The sequence below is a fragment of the Micromonospora sp. WMMD1082 genome, from assembly GCF_029626175.1.
Taxonomy (GTDB): Bacteria; Actinomycetota; Actinomycetes; order Mycobacteriales; family Micromonosporaceae; genus Micromonospora.
The window spans coordinates 5,984,384-6,002,898 of record NZ_JARUBM010000002.1 but is presented as its reverse complement, the minus strand read 5'-3'; the positions used below and the strand labels follow the sequence as shown (position 1 = coordinate 6,002,898).

The following is an 18,515-nucleotide window of genomic DNA, read 5'->3' as shown; positions in this document are numbered from 1 at the left end:
CGACACCCGAGTCAACAGGTTACCCGCTTCTGTTCTTCCTACCCCTGCCGTGACCACCACCACACGACGCCGGGGCGGGGACGCCGCTGGCCGGCACCCGAGTGGGTGCCGGCCAGCGGTTTCCTGCTCCCCCTGTGGAGGAATGTCTATCGGGTCAGCTGTTGCGGGTGTCAGCTGTTCCAGTGCTCGGCGACCAGATCGGCGGCCAGCTGCTCCCACTGCGCGTAGTGATCCGGGAACGCCGACACCTGCACCGTCTGCGCGGCCACGGTCAGCGGCATGTCCTGCCAGCCGTCGACCTGCTTCAACCCCTTCAGGAACGCCAGGGTCGAGTACTCCGGGTCGGTGATCTGCTCCACCGTGCCCCAACCACTGGACGGACGCTGCTGGAACAGACCCTGCGAGTCGTGGTCGTTGCGGTCACCCAGGTGACCCAGGTTCTCCAACTTCGACTCCTGCAACGCGGTACCGATCGCGACCACGGCGGCACGCTCGTCCATGTCGGCCTTCTTCGTCGCCGCGATGATCGCCTTCACGTTGTCGACCTGCTCATCGTTGAGGTCGATGCGCGACTGGGCGCCCTGCACACCATGCGGGATCAGCGTGCTCATGTCCGGCTTGTCAGCCTGCACGGCCTGCACACCCGCGACCGGACCCTCGGCGAACGCGGCCACCGGACCAGCAACCAGCCCACCAGCACACGCCACACCAGCAACACCCAGCACCGTCTTACGCAACATCGAGTTCATGACAAGCTCCATTCGGGGGTCGACGCACACCGACCAAGGGGGGACCGGACATGCGCAAGCACCGTCAGGCGCCCAAACGAAAAAGGGGAAAGACTTACCGACGCGCGGGGCCAACAGAGCCACATCGCGGCGTCGGACCATGTACAACGACCGACCGGCCCGGGCCATTCCCCGACCCCGACCCACCCGCCACACCGGGCGTCCTCCTCGGCCGTTCAGGGGTGTACAACCACCCCCACCCCCCAGCCATTCCGCCGCGCCGCCAGCCAGAATCCGACATTAGGCTATATACCGCCCACGTCGGCGGTCGGATCGGCGGGCGGCGGCCGGTCGTACGCCCGATCCCGCCCGGTCCGGGGCTATCCTGACGGCATGCAGGCCGTCGTCCCCACCACGAGCGGCGTGGCGCACCTGGCCCGGCCGGGTCGTCCCGCCGTGGTGGCCCGGACCCTCGCCGAGCTGCGCGGACCCACCCGGGGCGTGGTGGAGTTGCCGGTGCGGCTGATGTGGTGCGCCGACCGCGCGTTCGACCTGGCCGATCCCGACCAGCTGCTCTGGATGTACGAGAACGTGCTGCGGGAGACCACGAACGTCGACGACCTCCGCCGGCTGATCGACGGCCGGGCGCTGCGCCGGGTGTGGCGACTACTCAACCTGCCCCGGGGCGTACGCCTGGCGTGGGAGAGCCGGCACCGGGGCCTGCGGTCGGCGTGAGCGACGCACCGCCCGAGGCACATCCGCACGAGTTCTACCGCGAGGTGGCCCGGGTGGCGTTGACCGTCGCCGGGCCACACCGCTTCGTGCTCGGCGGCGGGGTGGCCTGGGCCGCACACGGGCTGGTCACCCGCCCCACCGAGGACGTCGACCTCTTCGCCGACGTCGAGGGCGCCGCCGCCGCGGCGGCGGCCGACGTCCGGGCCGCGCTGGAGGCCGCCGGGTTCGAGGTGGCGGACGCGGATCCGGACAGCGACCTCGGTGACCTGTTCGACGGTCTGGACCGGGATCTGCGGGACTTCGTCGTCGCCCGGGACGGTCGGCGCATCCGGCTCAGCCTGGCCCGCCTCGACCGGTACCGCAGCCCGGTGGTGATGGACCTCGGGCCGGTGATGGACGTCCGCGACCTGATCGCCAACAAGACCGCCGCGCTGGTCAACCGGCGCGAGGTCCGCGACTACATCGACGTGGCCTCCGCGTTGGAGCAACGGGACGTGGCCGAGCTGCTGGACCTTGCCCGGCAGCTCGACCCCGCCCTCGACGACGCCGACGTGCGGGCCGCCGGGCGCTACCTGGACCGCATCCCGGACCGCCGGTTCACCCGCTACGGCCTGGGCCCCGCCGACATCACCCGGGTACGCCGGCAGTTGTCCGCCTGGCCGCGCTGAACCACTTGGTGAAGCGGCCCCTGGACTACTTGGTGAAGCGGCCGCCGGTCACGCCGAGCACCTCGCCGGTGATGAAGCTCGACTCCTGCGAGGCGAAGAAGACGTACGCCGGGGCCAGCTCGGCGGGCTGCCCCGGCCGGCCGACCGGGGTGTCCCGGCCGAACTGCTTGACCTTCTCCTGCGGCATGGTCGCCGGGATCAGCGGCGTCCAGATCGGGCCCGGCGCGACCGCGTTGACCCGGATGCCCCGGTCGACCAGGTCGGCGGCGAGCGCCTTGGTGAAGTTGGCGATCCCCGCCTTGGTGGTGGCGTAGTCGAGCAGCTGCGGCGACGGGTCGAACGCCTGGATCGAGGAGGTGTTGATGATCGTGGACCCCTCGCCGAGGTGCGGCAGGGCGGCCTTGCACAGCCAGAACATCGCGTACAGGTTGGTCTTGAACACCCGGTCGAACTGCTCGGTGCTGATCCCGGCGATGCCCTTCTCCTGCGCCATCTGGTACGCCGCGTTGTTGACCAGGATGTCGATGCCGCCGAGGTCGGCCACCGCCCGCTCGATCAACGCCTCGCAGTTGCGCTCGTCGGCGATGTCGCCGCGGATCGCGACGCCCTTGCGGCCGGCGGCCTCGATCAGCCGGACCGTCTCCCGGGCGTCCGCGTCCTCCTCCTCGCCGAGGTAGGAGATCAGCACGTCGGCGCCCTCCCGGGCGTACGCGATGGCCACCGCCCGGCCGATGCCGGAGTCGCCGCCGGTGATGACCGCCTTCTTCCCGTCGAGCTTGCCGGTGCCCCGGTACGTCTCCTCGCCGTGGTCCGGCTCCGGCGACATCTCGTCGGTACGACCCGGCGGGGTCTGCTGCTGATTGGGCTGACCCGACTGCTGGCCGTACTGCTCGGTCGGGTCCTGCTGGGTGTGCTGGTTCTCGCTCACGGACGCTCTCCTCGGGCGGTCGTGCGGTGCGGTCCCGCAACGCCCTACCCGGCGGTGGCCGGCGGAAACTCCGGCGACCAGTGAGTCTGCTGTGACCACCGCGACCACCCGGCAGAGTCAACTTCGAGGGTCGCCGGTGCCCCCATCACGGGTGCAGCCGGACTACCGGGCACGCTGGACGTCGGCGAGCCGTTCGCTGAGGAAGGCGCGTTCGACGGCGTTGTCGGTGAGCGCCAGCGCCTCGTGGTACGCGTCGGCCGCCGCTGCCCACTGGCGCAGTTGGCGCAGGAAGTCGGCGCGGGCGGCGCTGAGGTAGCCGTAGGTGGCCAGCGCCGGCTCGGCGAGCAGCGGCGTCAGCGCGTCGAGGCCGGCCTGCGGGCCGTCGCGCAGACCCACCGCCACCGCACGGTTGAGCTGGACCACCGGCGAGGGCCAGAGCCGGAGCAGGACGTCGTACAGCCCGACGATCTCCACCCAGTCGGTGTCCTGCCAGGTCGGTGCCTGGGCGTGCACGGCGGCGATCGCGGCCTCCACGGCGTACCGGGTGGGCGGCTGGCGGCGCAGCGCATCGGTCAGCAGGGCAACACCCTCGCTGATCAGCCGGGTGTCCCAGCGCGTGCGATCCTGCTCGGAGAGCAGTTGTAGCCGCCCGGTGGCGGACAGGCGGCTGTCGGCGCGCGCGTGGATGAGCAGCAGCAGCGCGAGCAGGGCGCTGATCTCGGCGTCGTGCGGCATGAGCAGGTGCAGCATGCGGGTCAGGCCGATGGCACTGTCCACCAGGTGCCGGCGGACAAGATGCGTGCCGATCGGCGCCGTGTGGCCGGTGGTGAAGATCAGATGTACGACCTCAAGAACGGCGCTGACGCGTTCGGCGAGGTGGTCGGGCGACGGCACGCGGTACGGGATACGGGCGGTGGCGATCTTCTTCTTGGCCCGGGTGATCCGCGCGGCCATGGTCGGCTCCGACACCAGGAACGCGCGGGCCACCTCGGCCGTGGACAGGCCGCACACCAGCCGCAGCGTCAGCGCGACCTGGGCGTCGCGGGACAGGGCCGGGTGACAGCAGGTGAAGACGAGCCGCAGGCGGTCGTCATCGAGTCCGTCCTCCGGTCCGGGCACCGACCGGTCGGATACCAGCAGCGGTAGGGCGCGGCGCAGCACCGACTCCCGGCGCAGCACATCCCGCGCCCGGTTGCGGGCAGTGGTCGTGAGCCACGCACCGGGGCGATCGGGGATGCCGCTCTGCGTCCAGGTCCGCAGCGCCTGGGCGTAGGCGTCCTGGGTGCACTCCTCCGCGAGATCGAGGTCTCGGGTCAGGCGTACCGTCGCGGCCAACACCCGGGCCCAGTCGCGGCGGTGCGCCTGCGCGACCGCCGCGACGACCTCGGCGCTCATCCGTGATCGACCACCGGACGGATCTCCACCCCGCTGTGGCCGGCGGAGACCTCGTACAGCCGCGAGGCCAGACCGATCACCTCATCGAGGTCAGCGGCCTCGATCAGGTAGTAGCCGCCCACCGCCTCCTTGGTCTCCAGGAACGGCCCATCGGTGACGGTCAGCCGACCGCCGGCGTCCGTACGCAGGGTGGTCGCGATGTTCGCCGGCTCCAGCTGCTGGCTGTCGAGGATGGCCGGCCCGGCCGCGGCGGAGAAGGCGCGGTGGGCCTCGTCGAGCTGCTGCGACTCCTGCGGGGACATCGCGGCCCACTGCCGCTCGTCGCCGTGGATGAGGATCAGGTACTTCGCCATGTCGCGCATCCCATCGTGTGGGGCCCGGCCGGGCCCGCCTACCTCTCCGACGAGCCGCACTGATCGCCATTCGACAACCGAGGAAACAATCTCCACAGCGTAGAAGACCGCCACCTCTCACCCGACCGGTCTGACCGACCCCAACACACCCTGATGTACGGGCAGTTGCTCGCGGTCGCAGTGTTCAACGTGGTGCGTTCGGGCGGGGCTGGAGAGTCCGGCCCCGCTTGGGGGGTAGTCGCGCTCGCCAGCGGCGGCGGCGCGGTGGCGTCGGCGATCGGTGGGACGGTGGTCGGGCACCCGGTGGCCGGCCTGGTCGTGGCCGGCTGCGTGCTGCTCGCGCCGTGGGTGCTCGCGGGTGTGTTGGTTGCGGCCGCTGCGATGGTGGCCGTCACCGGTGGCCGGACGCGTCGCCGTCGGGCAACGCCAGCGGGACGGGCGACGGGACGGCCGAGCTGATCGACGCCCTGCGGCGGCTGGTCGATAGCGTGCTCGGCCGCTGACGCGGTAGACCCCGGAGGAAATCATGACAGACGGCTGTTTTAGGTGCGCTCATCGCGCCGCGGAGCTCACTGCGCTCTCATTCACGATAACGTTCCTTCCCGTGACTTGATGAACGGTCGCCGCGACCCTGTTGGGAACCAGCCATGACCGCCTCGCCCGAGCCCTCCGACATCATCGCGACCGGCCCCGCAAGCCGGCAGCTGACCCTGTCGGCGGCCACCCGCGACCGACTGCGCCGCGCCATGCCCGAGAGCACCCGCCGCGCCTACACCGGCGACCTGCGCCGCTTCCTCACTTGGTGTGCCGGCCGGCGTCTTCTGACGACATCCCCGCCTGCTGGCGAAGTCGATGAACTCGCCGCCGGGCTACACACTTTGCTGACCAACGGCCCCGACATCCACCTGGTCGTCACCGAGTACGTCAACACCCTCGCCGATGCCGGCCGCGCCCCTGCCAGCATCGAGCGTGCCCTGGCCGCGATCGCCGCCGCACACCGCGCCGCCGGCGCTGGCGCCCTGCCCACCGAAGGACCCCGCGCGGTGCTGCGTGCTTACCGCCGTGATCGAGCCACCAGCGGCACCGGCGTGCGGGTGCGCAAGGCCACTCCGGTCACCATCAGCGCGCTACGCGCCATGGTTTCCGTCCTCGACCGCAGCACTCCCGGCGGAGTTCGGGACACGGCGCTGCTCGTGCTCGGCTTCGCCATGGGCGCCCGGCGCAGCGAGCTGGCCGCCTTGGACATCGCCGACCTGGCCTTCACTCCAGATGGTCTGGAGGTCACCGTCCGCACCGCCAAAACCGACCGTGACTCCATCGGCCGCACCGCGGCCCTTCCCTGGGGCACCCACCCACACACCTGTCCCGTGCGTACCGCGCAGGCATGGCTCTCCACGTTGGCCGAGCACGGGCGCATCAGCGGACCGCTGCTGGTTCGCATCGATCGGCACGGCCGGCTCGGCCGGGTACCCACTGGCCGGGGCAGCGCCGACGGACGGCTCACCGGTCAAGCCGTCGCTCTCATCGTCGCCCGCACTGCATCTGCCGCTGACCTCGACCCGCGCGCCGCGTGGTCTGGCCACAGCCTGCGCCGTGGCTTCGCCACCGAGACGTATCGGGCTGGCGCCGACCCGCTGCGCATCGCTCGCGCCGGCGGCTGGAAAGACGGTTTCACCACCTTGTATGGCTACATCGAAGACATCAACCGCTGGCAAGCCAACCCCCTGACCGGCGTCGGCCTCTGAGGCGCTGCGTCACCGTCCCGCTGGCCGTCAAGTGGTGTGGTCCCGACAAGCACACCGACACCCCGCCCGCTGCCGGTCAACCCCCCGCCCAGAGGTACGCCAGTTGCTGCCGCGGTGGGGGCGGCTACGGCGGGCTGGCGCTGGCGCGAGAAGCCCGCCATCTGGGCCGCGTCGTGACTCACCGGCCACTATGACGACCGACAGCGCGCCTTCTTGCTCCTAATAAGCCGTATGCAACCGGGCAAAACAGGAGATCGCGACAGATATAAATCGTACTGTTGAGGTTGACGATTTACAGTGTCACGGCGACCCTGGCGGGGCCGGCGAGTGTGCACAGAGGTGCACGTTGCGTCAGCACCCAAGTACAAGCGGGTGGAGCCGGCGCTGCCAACACCGACTCCACCGCCCGAGAAGACCTAGCGGATCCTCCAGTTCTTCACCGCTAGATCGGTTACCGCCACGAGGGCCTGCACCACAAGGTGTAGGCCCTCGTGATGTACGAGCAGGATCACGAGCTGCAGCCCCGTCCGTACATAGGGCCACACCCGGATTAGCCAGGGTGGCTTCTGTAGGGCCGGATCACCGGGCGTCGCCGCCTGGTCATCTGGCCCGTTGTGGTGATGCGGAAGCACCTACAGGTTCTCTTCGCCCGACGTCACGGCTTTCGCCGCCCGGAGCAGCAAGCCGCCACTCCGGCCGGGCGCGGCGGGTTGGCGTACTCCTACTCAGGCACTGGAACCAGTGAGTGACTTCCCGCCCCTGATCCGAGCCGGACCAACATGGACGGTGGGCCTGCTCAGGGGGCGTAGAAAGCGTAGCCAGCGACGTGGCGAAGGACCGGTGACACACGCGCGTGAATGGCCGTGGCGGACCAGACCTACTGACTGGCAACATGCCGACGAACAGGGCAAATGCAGTTGACGTCCTTATACAGCGCGATCTCGGCCAGGACCCGGACGAGGCGGACCTCTGCGGGGTCGGCGATGCGCAGTGCGGCACGGACGTGGTCGAGCTGCGCGGGCAGGCCGCGCAGGTGCCACGTCAGCAGACCGATGCGCGGGTCCTGGTGCGCAACGCCGTGCGGCGGCAGCGGGTCGGGGCCGGTCCACTCGGCGAGCAGCGACTCGACGGCCGCGATCAGCGCGACGAACTCCGGGTCGGCCGGCTCGGGCCGGCGGGCCCGGCCGGCGACGGCGGTGGGCTTCCTGGTGGGCATGGGCGGAGGGCTCCTGTCGGGTGATGATCGGGTGGCGGGCCGGGGGCCATTGCGGGTGGTCCCGGCCCGCTCGGAACGAGGTCGAACCCGACGGTCCGAAGCCGGGACATTTTCGTGCCTCGATAAGAACACTTATGGAGGCACTCCCGGCCCGGGGTGATTCGGTGGACTCGCCCGGGGCCGTCGGTCAGGTCAGTGGCGCGGAGCCTCGGCCTGCTCGCGGCGGCCGGTCTCGGTCAGCAGCACCTGGATCCGCTCCGCGGCGTGCGCCTCGGCCCGACCCTGGGCCTCGCGGGCGTCGACGGCTTGGCCACAACTCCCGGGTCGCGGTCGCCGCCGTCCGTTCGGCTTGCCAGACGGGCGTCGGCGTCGGCGCGGTCCAGGGCCTCGCGGGGCCCGTAGACGCCAGCCGCACAACCATTGACCAGCATCTTCAGGTCCGAGCGCCGGACTATCGACATAGACCTGCGGAACGCGGGCTTGCCTGAGTACCCACACCGTTGATACGGTGATCACCATCCATGGATCAGAACTATCGCACCTGAGCAACGTGACCTGGAATCCGGATCCGCATTTGCGAACCGATTGACCCAATCAGATTCGGAACATGACACACATGGGGGAGTTCCATGCATTCAGCACGTCTGGTCAAAGGTCTGATGGCGACGGCCATTGCCTGCGGTGCGGCGCTTGTGAGTTCGCCAGCATCGGCGGATGTCGGCCTCCTCGCACAATGTTCCCGAACCGTGGGGGTCGCGACTTCCGTTCCTGGATCAGCAAACATCCCGTCTAGTGGATCATCTGCCGCCAGCACAAACTGCACGATGGGTCAGGGCTCGGTCAGCTCAGCGGTACGGGCGCTTCAGACCACCCTGAGCTTCTGCTACGGCAAGAACATTGCGGTCGACGGCGATTTCGGACCTGCTACCCGGCAGGCGTTGATTGAGGTTCAGCGTTCTAGCAGAATCGCAGCCGACGGCGTCTACGGCCCCCAGACCCGCGATGCGCTTGGACACAGAATGACAGGGCCGGGATGCGGCATCATCGCGCAGCCGCCGCGCTTGGCTTGATTAAGCAGAGCAAGTCGTGATTTTGGTGCGAGGGACAGGCACTCCTGTCCCTCGCACCAAATGCAATCACCACGGATGGTAGGCGATAAGCCTATATGGCACCTCCCATGCTGTTGGGCCAACAGCCGCACCAGTTAGATCAGCCATCACAAGGGTGCGTGGCCCGACCGTGGGGAAGTGGGCCGTCCGTCGGCTGACCTGTGCGGGCGTGGTCAGTCATCCTGGCTGGCGACGAGTTCGCCATTGACGCACCGAATCTTGATCTCGACCTCCTGGTCGAAGCCGGCAAACTCGACCTCGGCCTCCTCGTCCGGACCGCGGTCGACGTCAGTCACCGCGAAGCCCTGCGCTGGCACCAGGGACACGACGTAGACGTTGTCTCTACCAACGCATTCCGCGATGACGGTCCCGCCGGGGGTAGCAAACAACCGCCGCACTCCTGCTGGGCCCAGTGGTGTTGGCCCGCTGGTCGGGCTCATCATGGGGGTCATCGTCGGTGTCGGTGTCGGTGTCGTCTCCAGCTCGCGTGCCACATCGGCCTGGCTGAGCACTAGGCCCGGCGCGTCGCCGATGCTCGGCCCGATCAGCCGCATCGCGCCCGTGCTGATGAGCGTGGCCGCGACTGCAGCGGCCAGCCACCCCACAACAGCGAGCAGTGTTCGTCGACCCATGACCCCGACTATGCCCGACCCTGGGCTAAGCCCGGCACTGGGAGACGATAAGGGAGGGTTAACCCGGCAGTCGTGGACGCTGGCGACCCACCGTAGCTTCCAGCGAAAACCAACGAAAAGCTGGATCGCGCTGGCAAGTGCCGGATCGATGTACCGGATAACGTGCCCGGGGGTCCGGGCCGTACCGCCGGCCGCAGGGCCAGGCTGACCGTAAGCGGGTTGATGTACCGGATAAGCCCGGCGGGCTGCCGCCGCGTTGGAGGCGGTGGCGGAGGGTGCCACCCTCTACTTGGAGGGTGGGAACCGGGTTGCGTGAGCGGAGGTGTCCTGGCGTTCAGCTCGCTGTGCTGGCCAGGGTGTAGGGGTTGCTGGTGCCCGTCGGTGCGGTGGCGGTCAGGTGTTCACGGATGAGCGTGGCGGGTGAAGTGTCGGCGGAACACTCCAAGGCCATCGCCGGCCGCGCCGAGTAGGTCGGTGGTGGGGTCGATGGGCACGTCGTGCAGCCGCAGCACCCCCCACGACCACCCGCTCAGCCCGGCAGGTGGGATCTGCCCGCGTTCCAGGCCGTGGTAGGCGGCGTCGATGACCGCTGCGGTGATCCGGCTGTCCGGGTCGCGGAAGAACACCACGAAGCCGGTCGCCTCCACGATCCGCGACACCCAACACTTCTCCCCGCTGACCAGCCAGCGCTAGGCGGCATGTGAGGAAGTTGGATGTGGGTCCAAGTCCGCTAAGGTTGGCCGATGCGGCGACTTACCGACGAGACGGTCTTGGCCGTTGGCAGGCTGACGTTAGCCCCGACCGAATTGGAGTACCTTCTCGCGGGCATCGGCGCCAGCCAGGCCGACGGTGATCTTGCCGCGATCTTCACCGCTGCCGGCGAGCCGTTGCGCGCGGCGCGCCGATCCGCTCAGGTCGTTTTGCCGGACCGCCGTGATGAGTTCACCGGGCTGATTGAGGCTGCCGCGACTTACCTGGTGCAGAGCCGGACCGCCGTGCGCGCAATGTGGTTCGAGAACGGACTCGTCAGCCGGGCGACCTTCGACGAGATCTCCAGCCTCATCCTGCGATGCCGCGACCGGTTACAAGCGCTGCTTGACGAATCGGATCGAACGCCTGCCGCTCTACCTCGATCTCGATAACAGCAACAATCAGAGAGAGTGCGCTGCGTTCCGGGCTGGTGCGGGACGTGACCTCGTACTGGCACTTACAGACATTGCTGTACGTGCAGGGATACATCATCGTGAAGGAGTGACCGGTGGGCGCGATGTTGACCCTTGCGGCGATAACGCTTGACTGTGCCGACCCATTGGAGTTGGCGGCGTTCTACCCGGGATGGACCACTGCTCCTCGCCCTGGGCGGCTAGCCAGGCGACCCGCTCGCGTCGCCAGCTCATGATGATGTCAACGTCGCGCGGCCGCGCGGGAACGATGATCATTTCGGCGCTTCCTCGGGCCGGAACTTGGCGATGATCGACGGGTCGCCGTGGGTGCTGACGATCCGGTTGCGGTCGCCAGCAAAGACGGTGACGGACACCCGTGCCGGCCGCTTCTGGGTATAGCCGGTGCGGATGAACAGCGACACCGGAGCCGTTGTTACTTGATGGCGTACGCGGCTATGCACTCTTTGCCGGACGCCGACACCAGGCCGCATCACCGACGCCCATTTGCACAGTCCTCGATGACACTCGTCGCGATGAGTCTTGCTCGCTCTACTGTCGCAGCCTGGCGTGCCGGAGCACTGATGGGGGCCGCTGACCCCAGCGGCCCCCATCGGTTCAGGGGTGGGTTGCGTTGGCTTATCGGTTGAGGGTGGGCAGGTTGGTGGTGAAGGTGGTCCAGGACGTGGGCGAGAAGGTGAGCACGGGGCCGGTGGGGTCCTTGCTGTCGCGGACGCCGACGCGACCGCCGGGCAGCGTGTCGGCGACCTCGACGCAGGCGCCCTGGTTGCCGCTGCGGCTGCTCTTACGCCAGTTGACCGTCGTCGTGTCAGCCACGGGTGAATGCCTCCATCGTTGCGGTGATTAACGTCCTCGACGATGCCTCGTCGAGTGCTCGTGAGGTCACGTCGTCCCAGGCCAGGTTGTAGGCGGCGACCTCGGTTGCCTTGTCGAGGTAGAGCGCACCGGTGAGGCTGTCGACGTAGACCAGCGGTGGCTCAAGGGGTTCCGAAGTGCCGGGCACGTTTGGAAACTCCAGGATGAAGAACGCGGACGTCATGCCACCATGCGCGCCGGCTCCGAACGGGAGGATCCTGATCGTCACGCCGGGCGACCGGCTGACATCGAGCAGATGTTGGAGCTGGGCCGCCATGACCTGCGGTCCGCCGACGGCTCGTCGGATCGCCCCTTCGCCCAACACGACCGAGAGGTGTGGTGGTCGCGGATTGACGAGCAGGCGTTGACGCTCCATTCGGAAGTCGACCTGTCGCTTCACGTCCTGCGCGTCGATGAGGCCCTTCGGCAGGCCCGTCACCGCCGTAGCGTATTCGCGGGTCTGGAGGAGCCCCGGCACCGCCTCAGGGCCGTACTCCCGAATCCGCTCGGCGCTGCTCTCCAGCCTGACGAACAGGCCGAACCAGCTTGGTAAACGGGTATTGGTGTAGTCGTGCCACCAGGCGCTCGCGCCCTTGGTGCGGGTCTCGCCGCCGAGGGCGAGCAGATCGGCGCGGTCTTCGGCGCTGGCCTCGTACAACTCGCACATGGCCTTGATCTCGATGTCGCGGAACTTGACCCGGGGGTCGCCGGCTTCGATGCGGTGGATGGTTGCGGGGCTGCGCTGGAGGAGCGCGGCGGCCCTCTCCTGGCTCATGCCGGTCTCTTTGCGGAGGGCTGCCATCTTGCGGCCGATCCTCCGCCTCAACAGGGCCGATCCGTCCGTGTCAGACACGGAGCCTCCTATCACCACTTTGCCAAACAGCAGCATACAAACGATGGGCCTTCTGATCACGTTCTGCACTTTGGCGCCCTGACCAGGGCTAACGTCCCGTGGACCACTCTGACATGCAATCTCCCTCACGATTTCATCCACTGTGCTGCATTGCATTCTGCCTGACTGCGACCACACGATGACACTCAGCAGATCGCCGCCCCACCTCGGCGGCAGCAATGACCTCATGCAGGGCGACCAGCAACCGTCTACTGAGGACATCTCGACCCGGCTCCGGAGTCCACAAGTTCCACCCGAGCCGGGTGCGGGGACCGCGCCGTTTCCCCCGTTCGGGGCGGTCCCCGCACCCCCTGATCGAGGTGCGCGGTCGGCTGCCGGGGAGGGCCCGGCCGCGCATCTCTCGGAAGAAGGTGATGGCAGTGCGCGTCAAGTGGTTCGTTCCCGCCGACGCCGAGCACCCGTTCAACCCGTTCGGCATCGGCTGCCCGAGCGCGCCCGTTCGCCACGCCCGCATCGGATCGCCGGGCGCCTCAGCCGTTGATCATGACGTTGGCGCCCCGGGTGAACGACAGCTTCGTGACCGACCCGCACCGGCGGGCTGGCGGGGGCGTCGCCGTGGATAGCTCTCCCCCGCCGCCACCCGAGGTCGCGCCCGGCACCCTGCTGCGGCTCGCACCGGGCGACTGGTCGTACGGGCGGGATCTCACTCCCGGAACCCCCGTCGCCGTCACGGTGACGAGCGTTCGTGACCTGCCGAACCGTAGCGAGGAGTGGGTGTGGGTGCTGGGGCATCGGCCGGAGTGCGCGTACCCGCATGTCGATCGGCATCCGCCGTGCATGGAGGTGCGGGTCGCGGTCACCGCCCTGCGCGGCCGGGACCAGGCGTCGTGACCGGCACCGACGAGAGCGATCGTCCGGTCGATCGCTTCGAGTCCGCGCGTAACACCGTGCTCCAGCACCACGACGGTCGGAGCTGCTTCCACTGCGGCGACGGCGGGTGCGGGCAGTACGCCTGGGCGGTGGAGGAGCTGGGCCGGCATCCGGGCGGCCGGCAGCTGCTGCACCGGTTCGGGTTATCCACCGACGAGTCGATCGAGGAAGGCCAGCCGAGGTGAGCAGCACCCCGGGCGGCGACTACGCCCCACACCTGTACGAACATGCCGCGCCGCACCAGCCGGTGCGGGCCGTGGGCAGCGCCGCCGCGCGCACCGGCACCCGCCTTGCCGACGAGTTCTTCTACCTGGCGCACGATGACCAGACCGGCCGGAGTCGGCTGTTCGATTCGGCGACGGCGCACGGGCTGGCCGCCGCGTTGCTGGTCGAGTTGTACGGCGAGGGCCGGGTCACGTTCGAGGGCCGGCACCTGCGGGTGACCCACGCCGACCCGCCGAAGGACTGGCTGCAACATCTGGTGCTGGATCGGCTGGTGGCCGAGTCTCGGCACACCGCGACGCGGACGTGGTTGGCGTTTCTCGGCACGACCGCCTATGAGCAGGTGGCGACGCGGATGTGGCAGCTCGGGCTGCTCCGGCCGGAGCAGTCGGGCCGGTGGTGGCGCCAACGCATCGTCTACGTCCCGACCGATATGAACACCGCCGCCTGGTCGTGGGCGCGGTTGTCCTACCAGGTACGCAACTACCAGCGGCTCAACGCCTTCGACCTGGCCCTTGCCGGTCTGGCAGTGCAGACCCAGCTGGATCCGATCCTGCTCGACGGTGCGCCCCTCGCGGCCCGCGCGCTCCTGCGTCAGCAGGTCGAGCAGGCACCACCGCCGCTACGCGATCTGCTCGCCGACCTCGGCGCGGTGGTCGGCGGTGCCGTCCTGAGCCACCGCACCACCTGAGCCACCGCACCAGCCGAGCACACCGCACCGCCTGAGCTACCGCGCCTGCTGGGTGCGGTCCCACCCCCTACCCACAGAGGGAGAGTCCTTCATGCCTCGTTCCGGTCCCGACACTGTCTCCGCCGTGCTTGCGCGGGGGCGGCTTGGTATTCCGTCGGTGGTGTTCTTCGTGATCGCTGCCGCCGCACCCCTGACGGTGATCGCTGGTGGGGCGACCACCGGGTACGCGGTCACCGGCGTGACCGGCATCCCCGTGTCGTACCTGGTGGTCGCCGCCGTGCTGGCGTTGTTCGCGGTGGGCTATGTGGCGATGTCGCGGCGGATCGTCAACGCGGGCGCGTTCTACACCTACGTCACCCGGGGCCTGGGTCGCCCGGCCGGGGTCGGTGCGGCGATGGTGGCGTTGCTGGCCTACAACGCGATGCAGATCGGCCTGTACGGCGGGGCGGGTGCGGTGACCGCGATGTTCCTCAACGACCGGTACGGGTTCAACCTGCCCTGGTGGGCGTGCGCCCTCACGGTGTGGGCGGTGGTGGCGGTGCTCGGCGTGGCTCGGATCGACCTCAACGGTCGCGTCCTGGCCGTGGTGCTGGTCGCCGAATGCGTGGTCGCGTTGACCTTCGACGCCATCATGGTCACCCACCCGGCCGACGGGACGGTCAGCTTCGACACCCTCGCCCCGTCGCACGTGTTCGCCGCCGGGATCGGGGCCGCGCTGGTCACCGCGATCACCGGGTTCGTCGGCTTCGAAGGCACCGTCGTGTTCTCCGAAGAGACGAAGGACCCCCGGCGCACGATCGCCCGCGCCACCTACATCGCCGTCGGGGTGACCGGTCTGCTGTACGGGTTGTCGGCGTGGGCGATGTCGGTGGCCACCGGCCCGGACCGCATCGTCGAGGCGGCCCGCACCGACGGCACCGACCTGATCTTCAACCTGGTGTCGCCGTACCTGAGCCAGAGTGTCATCACCGTCGCCCGGGTCCTGTTCATCACCAGCCTGTTCGCCGCCCTGCTCTCCTTCCACCACACGGTGGCCCGGTACCTGTTCGCCCTCGGCCGGGAACGGGTCCTACCCGCCGTGTTCGGCCGCACCAGCCGCCGCACCGGCGCCCCCAAGGTCGGCTCCCTCGTCCAGAGCGGCCTCGCCCTGGCGGTGCTGGTCGGTTATGCCCTCGCCGGGGCGGATCCGATCGTGCACCTGTTCTTCTGGATCACCGTCACCGGCGGCCTCGGCGTCCTCATCCTCATGACCGTCACCTCCGCCGCCGTCATCGGCTTCTTCACCCACACCCTCCACACCGAAGGACCCTGGCGAGCATTCATCGCACCCCTGGCCGCCACCATCGCCCTCGGCGGGATCCTCACCGTCACCCTGCGGGAGTTCGCCACCCTGCTCGGCGTGGAGCCGGACTCGCCACTGCGGTGGGCGTTCCCCGCCGCGTACGCCGCCGCCGCACTACTCGGTGTCGCCTGGGCGCTGCTTCTACGCACCACCAACCCCCACGTGTACGCGGCGATCGGCCTTGGCGCCGACAGCGGCACCGGACCGCTGCGCGCCCCCGACCTCGCCCGCCAACCAGCATGACCAGGAGAGAAGCCGTGCACACCAGCGTCACCGTCCGACCCGCAACCCGCACCGACGCCGACCCGCTGATCGCCGTACTCGCCGAGGCGTTCCATCCAGGACCCCTCGCCGAATGGCTCATCCCCCACCCCGACGACCGCCGCACCGTCTACCACCGCTACTTCACCGACGCCTTCCACCACGGCCTGGCCCACGGGCAGGTCTACACCACCGGCGACCAGACCGCCGTCACCATCTGGTACCCCCGCCCCACACCCACCCCCACCGACAATCCTCGGCGGGTGGAGGAGCTGGAGGGCATCGCGGGCGCCTACGCGCCGAAGTTCGTCCTGCTGGAGGAGATGTTCGACGCCTTCCACCCCGACCAGCCACACCACTACCTCGCCTACGCCGCCGTCGACCCCCGCCGACAGAACCGCGGCATCGGCACCGCCCTGCTCACCGACTACCACCGCCGGCTCGACCAACTCGGCATGCCCGCCTACCTGGAAGCCAGCAACCTGCACAACCGAAGGCTCTACCTGCGCCACGACTACACCGCCGGCCCCACCATCGCCCTGCCCACCGCCGGGCCACCCATCTGGCGCATGTGGCGCGGGGCACCTACGGGAAGCGGCCGTACCTTGTTCCCGCCGACCAGGCCACGCCGGCGGTCACTGTGACCACCACCCCCGTGACCACCACACCGATCCGGCCCGCACAAGCCGGCGACCTGGCCGCCATCACCGCCCTACTCACCGACGCGGTCGCCAAAGACCCGATGGCCGCATGGCTGGTACCCGACCCCACCGAGCGGCGGCACGTCTTCCACCGGCTGCTCGCCATGGAAATCGACCACGCCATCGAATGGGGCAACGTCGACATCACCCTCGACATGACCGCCGTCGCCGTCTGGCACCACCACCCCAGACCACCCACCGCACCCCTGTTCGACTACCACCTCTACACCTCCGCCGGCCCCGCCCTCCCCCGCTTCCAACGCCTCCACACCCTCACCCGCCGCTACCGCACCGCCGCCCCACACCACTGGCTCGCCTGGCTGCACGTCACCCCCAACACTCGCCAACAGGGCATCGGACAGGCACTGCTCGAACAGCACCACCAACGCGTCGACCAACACGGCCACCCCATCGACACCATCGCCACCAACACCCCCACCCGCAACTACCTGACCAGACGCGGCTACCGCGCCGGCACACCCCTGCGCACCCGCCCACACCTGTGGCCCCTACACCGCGCCGGCCGACCCATCCCACCCTCGCCTTCCAGGTCGTCGCCGACGCATCGACCACCACACTGATCATCAACCCCGCCACCGGTGAACTACTCGCCGCACAGGAACGCCTCACCGGACCCCGACCCGGCCTCTTCTCCCACACCCTCATCCTCCAACGCGGACACACCGACGCAGATCAAAGCCCATAGCAGAAGGCTGAAGCCCTGACCGACGTTCTCGCTGGTCAGGGCTTCAGCCTTCTGCTACACGCGTCACTACGCGTACAGCATCCTAGGATCCTGGATGGTTGGCGTGCCCCACCTCGGCGCGCCGGCTTCTCGGCCCGGGCAGGCGGGCCGCCAGGGCCAGCGCGGCCCGGACCGGCGCCCGACCCACCAGCTCGTCGAACTCGGCGCGGCCCCGGCAGAACCGGGTGAACATCCGCCACCCGGGAGGCGTGGCCAGCAGCGCGTGGTAGACCTCCGGGCGCCGGGAGAAGACGTCGAGCAGCCGGTGCCCGGCCCGCATGGACGGCACCAACCGGTCGTGCACCGCCCGTTCGTAGCCGGCGAGATCGTCGCCGGCTACCGCCGTGCCGGCGAGCGCGCCGGAGCGCAACGCGTAGCTGATCCCCTCCCGGGTCCAGGGTTCCAGCAGGCCGGCGGCGTCACCGGCGACCAGCACCCGACCCCGCCGCAGCGGCGAGTCGTCGGCCCGGCACCGGGTCAGGTGCCCCGAGTCGTGCGCGGCGGACACGCCGGCCAGGCCCAGCCGGTCGACGAACCGGCGCAGGTACCGCCGGGTCCGCTCCCCCTCGCCCCGGGCGGCGATCACCCCGACCGTGAGGCGGTCGCCCTTGGGAAACACCCAGGCGTACGAGCCGGGCAGCGGGCCCCAGTCGATCAGCATCCGGTGCCGCCAGCGGGCCTGCTGCGGCGGCGGCACCGGCAGCTCCAGTTCCAGCCCCAGATCCACCTGCCGGTAGCGCACCCCGACGTGCCGCGCGCTCACCCCCGAGGACCCGTCGGCGCCGACCACCGTGCGGGCGAGCAGGGTCTCCCCGTCGGCCAGGCGCAGGCGTACCGCCTCGGGGGTCTGCTCCAGCGAACGGACCCCGGCCCGCTCGCGGACCTCGGCCCCGGCGGCCACCGCGGCGGCCCGCAGCCGGTCGTCGAACTCCTCCCGGCGCACCATGCTCACCAGCGGTCCCCCACCATGGCGGCGGGTGAAGCCGCGTCGCCCGTCCAGGGTGAAGGTGACCTGGTCGACCACGTCGTGGGCGGGCACCTCGATCCGCCCGGCCACGGCGGCGAGGGAGGTGCCGATCAGGCCGCCGCCGCAGGTCTTGTAGCGGGGATGGGCGGCCCGTTCGAGCACCAGCGTGCGTACGCCGAGGCCGGCGGCGACGTGGGCGGCGGACAGTCCGGCGGGGCCACCGCCGATCACCACGAGTTCCCAGACGGTCACCGGTGC

General features: G+C 69.6%; 23 protein-coding genes. 12 read left to right on the top strand and 11 right to left on the bottom strand.

Features of this window, described 5'->3' with window-relative positions:
• Positions 1-170 precede the first annotated feature (170 nt).
• Positions 171-749, bottom strand: a complete 579-nt coding sequence (locus O7615_RS27750; RefSeq protein WP_278180735.1) for a hypothetical protein — start codon at positions 747-749, stop codon at positions 171-173.
• Positions 750-1,121: 372 nt separating this feature from the next.
• Here O7615_RS27750 and O7615_RS27745 point away from each other — a divergent pair, with 372 nt between their 5' ends.
• Both O7615_RS27745 and O7615_RS27740 read left to right on the top strand, forming a co-directional pair.
• Positions 1,122-1,463 carry a hypothetical protein gene (locus tag O7615_RS27745; RefSeq protein WP_278180734.1) on the top strand — a complete coding sequence of 114 codons (342 nt, stop codon included), beginning with the start codon at positions 1,122-1,124 and terminating at the stop codon, positions 1,461-1,463.
• Complete coding sequence (locus O7615_RS27740) at positions 1,460-2,131, top strand: nucleotidyl transferase AbiEii/AbiGii toxin family protein (protein ID WP_278180733.1); 672 nt, start codon at positions 1,460-1,462, stop codon at positions 2,129-2,131. The genes O7615_RS27745 and O7615_RS27740 overlap by 4 nt, the downstream gene beginning before the upstream one ends.
• Before the next feature lie 25 nt (positions 2,132-2,156).
• Here O7615_RS27740 and O7615_RS27735 read toward each other — a convergent pair whose 3' ends face one another.
• The 3 genes from O7615_RS27735 to O7615_RS27725 all read right to left on the bottom strand — a co-directional run bounded on the left by O7615_RS27735 (position 2,157) and on the right by O7615_RS27725 (position 4,807).
• Positions 2,157-3,059, bottom strand: coding sequence for an SDR family oxidoreductase (locus O7615_RS27735; protein ID WP_278180732.1), 903 nt, complete (start codon positions 3,057-3,059; stop codon positions 2,157-2,159).
• 162 nt (positions 3,060-3,221) lie between these two features.
• Complete coding sequence (locus O7615_RS27730; RefSeq protein ID WP_278180731.1) at positions 3,222-4,454, bottom strand: sigma-70 family RNA polymerase sigma factor; 1,233 nt, start codon at positions 4,452-4,454, stop codon at positions 3,222-3,224.
• Positions 4,451-4,807 carry a YciI family protein gene (locus tag O7615_RS27725; protein ID WP_278180730.1) on the bottom strand — a complete coding sequence of 119 codons (357 nt, stop codon included), beginning with the start codon at positions 4,805-4,807 and terminating at the stop codon, positions 4,451-4,453. The genes O7615_RS27730 and O7615_RS27725 overlap by 4 nt, the downstream gene beginning before the upstream one ends.
• A 153-nt stretch (positions 4,808-4,960) precedes the next feature.
• Between O7615_RS27725 and O7615_RS27720 the strand changes: the two genes are divergently transcribed.
• Both O7615_RS27720 and O7615_RS27715 read left to right on the top strand, forming a co-directional pair.
• Positions 4,961-5,266, top strand: coding sequence for a hypothetical protein (locus tag O7615_RS27720; RefSeq protein WP_278180729.1), 306 nt, complete (start codon positions 4,961-4,963; stop codon positions 5,264-5,266).
• A 188-nt stretch (positions 5,267-5,454) separates the two neighbouring features.
• Positions 5,455-6,552, top strand: a complete 1,098-nt coding sequence (locus tag O7615_RS27715) for a site-specific integrase (RefSeq protein ID WP_278180728.1) — start codon at positions 5,455-5,457, stop codon at positions 6,550-6,552.
• An 877-nt stretch (positions 6,553-7,429) separates the two neighbouring features.
• Here O7615_RS27715 and O7615_RS27710 read toward each other — a convergent pair.
• Positions 7,430-7,768: a hypothetical protein gene (locus O7615_RS27710; RefSeq protein ID WP_278180727.1), complete on the bottom strand. Its 339-nt coding sequence runs from the start codon at positions 7,766-7,768 to the stop codon at positions 7,430-7,432.
• A gap of 824 nt (positions 7,769-8,592) precedes the next feature.
• Between O7615_RS27710 and O7615_RS27705 the strand changes: the two genes are divergently transcribed.
• Entirely contained in the window at positions 8,593-8,838 is a 246-nt protein-coding gene (locus O7615_RS27705; protein ID WP_278180726.1) for a peptidoglycan-binding domain-containing protein, read from the top strand.
• A gap of 212 nt (positions 8,839-9,050) precedes the next feature.
• Here O7615_RS27705 and O7615_RS27700 read toward each other — a convergent pair whose 3' ends face one another.
• Both O7615_RS27700 and O7615_RS27695 read right to left on the bottom strand, forming a co-directional pair.
• Positions 9,051-9,509: a septum formation initiator gene (locus tag O7615_RS27700; RefSeq protein ID WP_278180725.1), complete on the bottom strand. Its 459-nt coding sequence runs from the start codon at positions 9,507-9,509 to the stop codon at positions 9,051-9,053.
• Between the two features lie 401 nt (positions 9,510-9,910).
• Positions 9,911-10,192 carry a hypothetical protein gene (locus tag O7615_RS27695; protein WP_347405132.1) on the bottom strand — a complete coding sequence of 94 codons (282 nt, stop codon included), beginning with the start codon at positions 10,190-10,192 and terminating at the stop codon, positions 9,911-9,913.
• A 60-nt stretch (positions 10,193-10,252) separates the two neighbouring features.
• Between O7615_RS27695 and O7615_RS27690 the strand changes: the two genes are divergently transcribed.
• The gene (locus O7615_RS27690) at positions 10,253-10,651 is read left to right on the top strand and encodes a hypothetical protein (RefSeq protein ID WP_278180723.1); all 399 of its coding nucleotides are present in this window, start codon (positions 10,253-10,255) and stop codon (positions 10,649-10,651) included.
• Between the two features lie 293 nt (positions 10,652-10,944).
• Here the strand turns inward: O7615_RS27690 and O7615_RS27685 are convergent, their stop codons facing one another.
• From O7615_RS27685 to O7615_RS27675, 3 genes are all read right to left on the bottom strand, one after another.
• The gene (locus O7615_RS27685; protein ID WP_278180722.1) at positions 10,945-11,094 is read right to left on the bottom strand and encodes a hypothetical protein; all 150 of its coding nucleotides are present in this window, start codon (positions 11,092-11,094) and stop codon (positions 10,945-10,947) included.
• A gap of 214 nt (positions 11,095-11,308) precedes the next feature.
• Positions 11,309-11,506 (bottom strand): DUF397 domain-containing protein, encoded by a 198-nt coding sequence (locus O7615_RS27680; RefSeq protein ID WP_278180721.1) that lies wholly within the window; start codon positions 11,504-11,506, stop codon positions 11,309-11,311.
• Positions 11,499-12,398, bottom strand: coding sequence for a helix-turn-helix transcriptional regulator (locus O7615_RS27675; RefSeq protein WP_278180720.1), 900 nt, complete (start codon positions 12,396-12,398; stop codon positions 11,499-11,501). Before O7615_RS27675 ends, O7615_RS27680 begins: the two co-directional genes overlap by 8 nt.
• Positions 12,399-12,941: 543 nt before the next feature.
• Here O7615_RS27675 and O7615_RS27670 point away from each other — a divergent pair.
• The 6 genes from O7615_RS27670 to O7615_RS27645 all read left to right on the top strand — a co-directional run bounded on the left by O7615_RS27670 (position 12,942) and on the right by O7615_RS27645 (position 17,126).
• Positions 12,942-13,289: a hypothetical protein gene (locus O7615_RS27670; RefSeq protein ID WP_278180719.1), complete on the top strand. Its 348-nt coding sequence runs from the start codon at positions 12,942-12,944 to the stop codon at positions 13,287-13,289.
• Positions 13,286-13,513 (top strand): hypothetical protein, encoded by a 228-nt coding sequence (locus O7615_RS27665; RefSeq protein WP_278180718.1) that lies wholly within the window; start codon positions 13,286-13,288, stop codon positions 13,511-13,513. Before O7615_RS27670 ends, O7615_RS27665 begins: the two co-directional genes overlap by 4 nt.
• Entirely contained in the window at positions 13,510-14,241 is a 732-nt protein-coding gene (locus O7615_RS27660; protein ID WP_278180717.1) for a GPP34 family phosphoprotein, read from the top strand. Before O7615_RS27665 ends, O7615_RS27660 begins: the two co-directional genes overlap by 4 nt.
• Positions 14,242-14,332: 91 nt before the next feature.
• Positions 14,333-15,826 (top strand): APC family permease, encoded by a 1,494-nt coding sequence (locus O7615_RS27655; RefSeq protein WP_278180716.1) that lies wholly within the window; start codon positions 14,333-14,335, stop codon positions 15,824-15,826.
• Positions 15,827-15,840: 14 nt separating this feature from the next.
• Positions 15,841-16,488: a GNAT family N-acetyltransferase gene (locus tag O7615_RS27650; protein WP_278180714.1), complete on the top strand. Its 648-nt coding sequence runs from the start codon at positions 15,841-15,843 to the stop codon at positions 16,486-16,488.
• An 11-nt stretch (positions 16,489-16,499) separates the two neighbouring features.
• Positions 16,500-17,126, top strand: coding sequence for a GNAT family N-acetyltransferase (locus O7615_RS27645; protein ID WP_278180713.1), 627 nt, complete (start codon positions 16,500-16,502; stop codon positions 17,124-17,126).
• 207 nt (positions 17,127-17,333) lie between these two features.
• Here the strand turns inward: O7615_RS27645 and O7615_RS27640 are convergent, their stop codons facing one another.
• Positions 17,334-18,509, bottom strand: a complete 1,176-nt coding sequence (locus O7615_RS27640) for a geranylgeranyl reductase family protein (protein ID WP_278180712.1) — start codon at positions 18,507-18,509, stop codon at positions 17,334-17,336.
• Between the last annotated feature and the right edge of the window lie 6 nt (positions 18,510-18,515).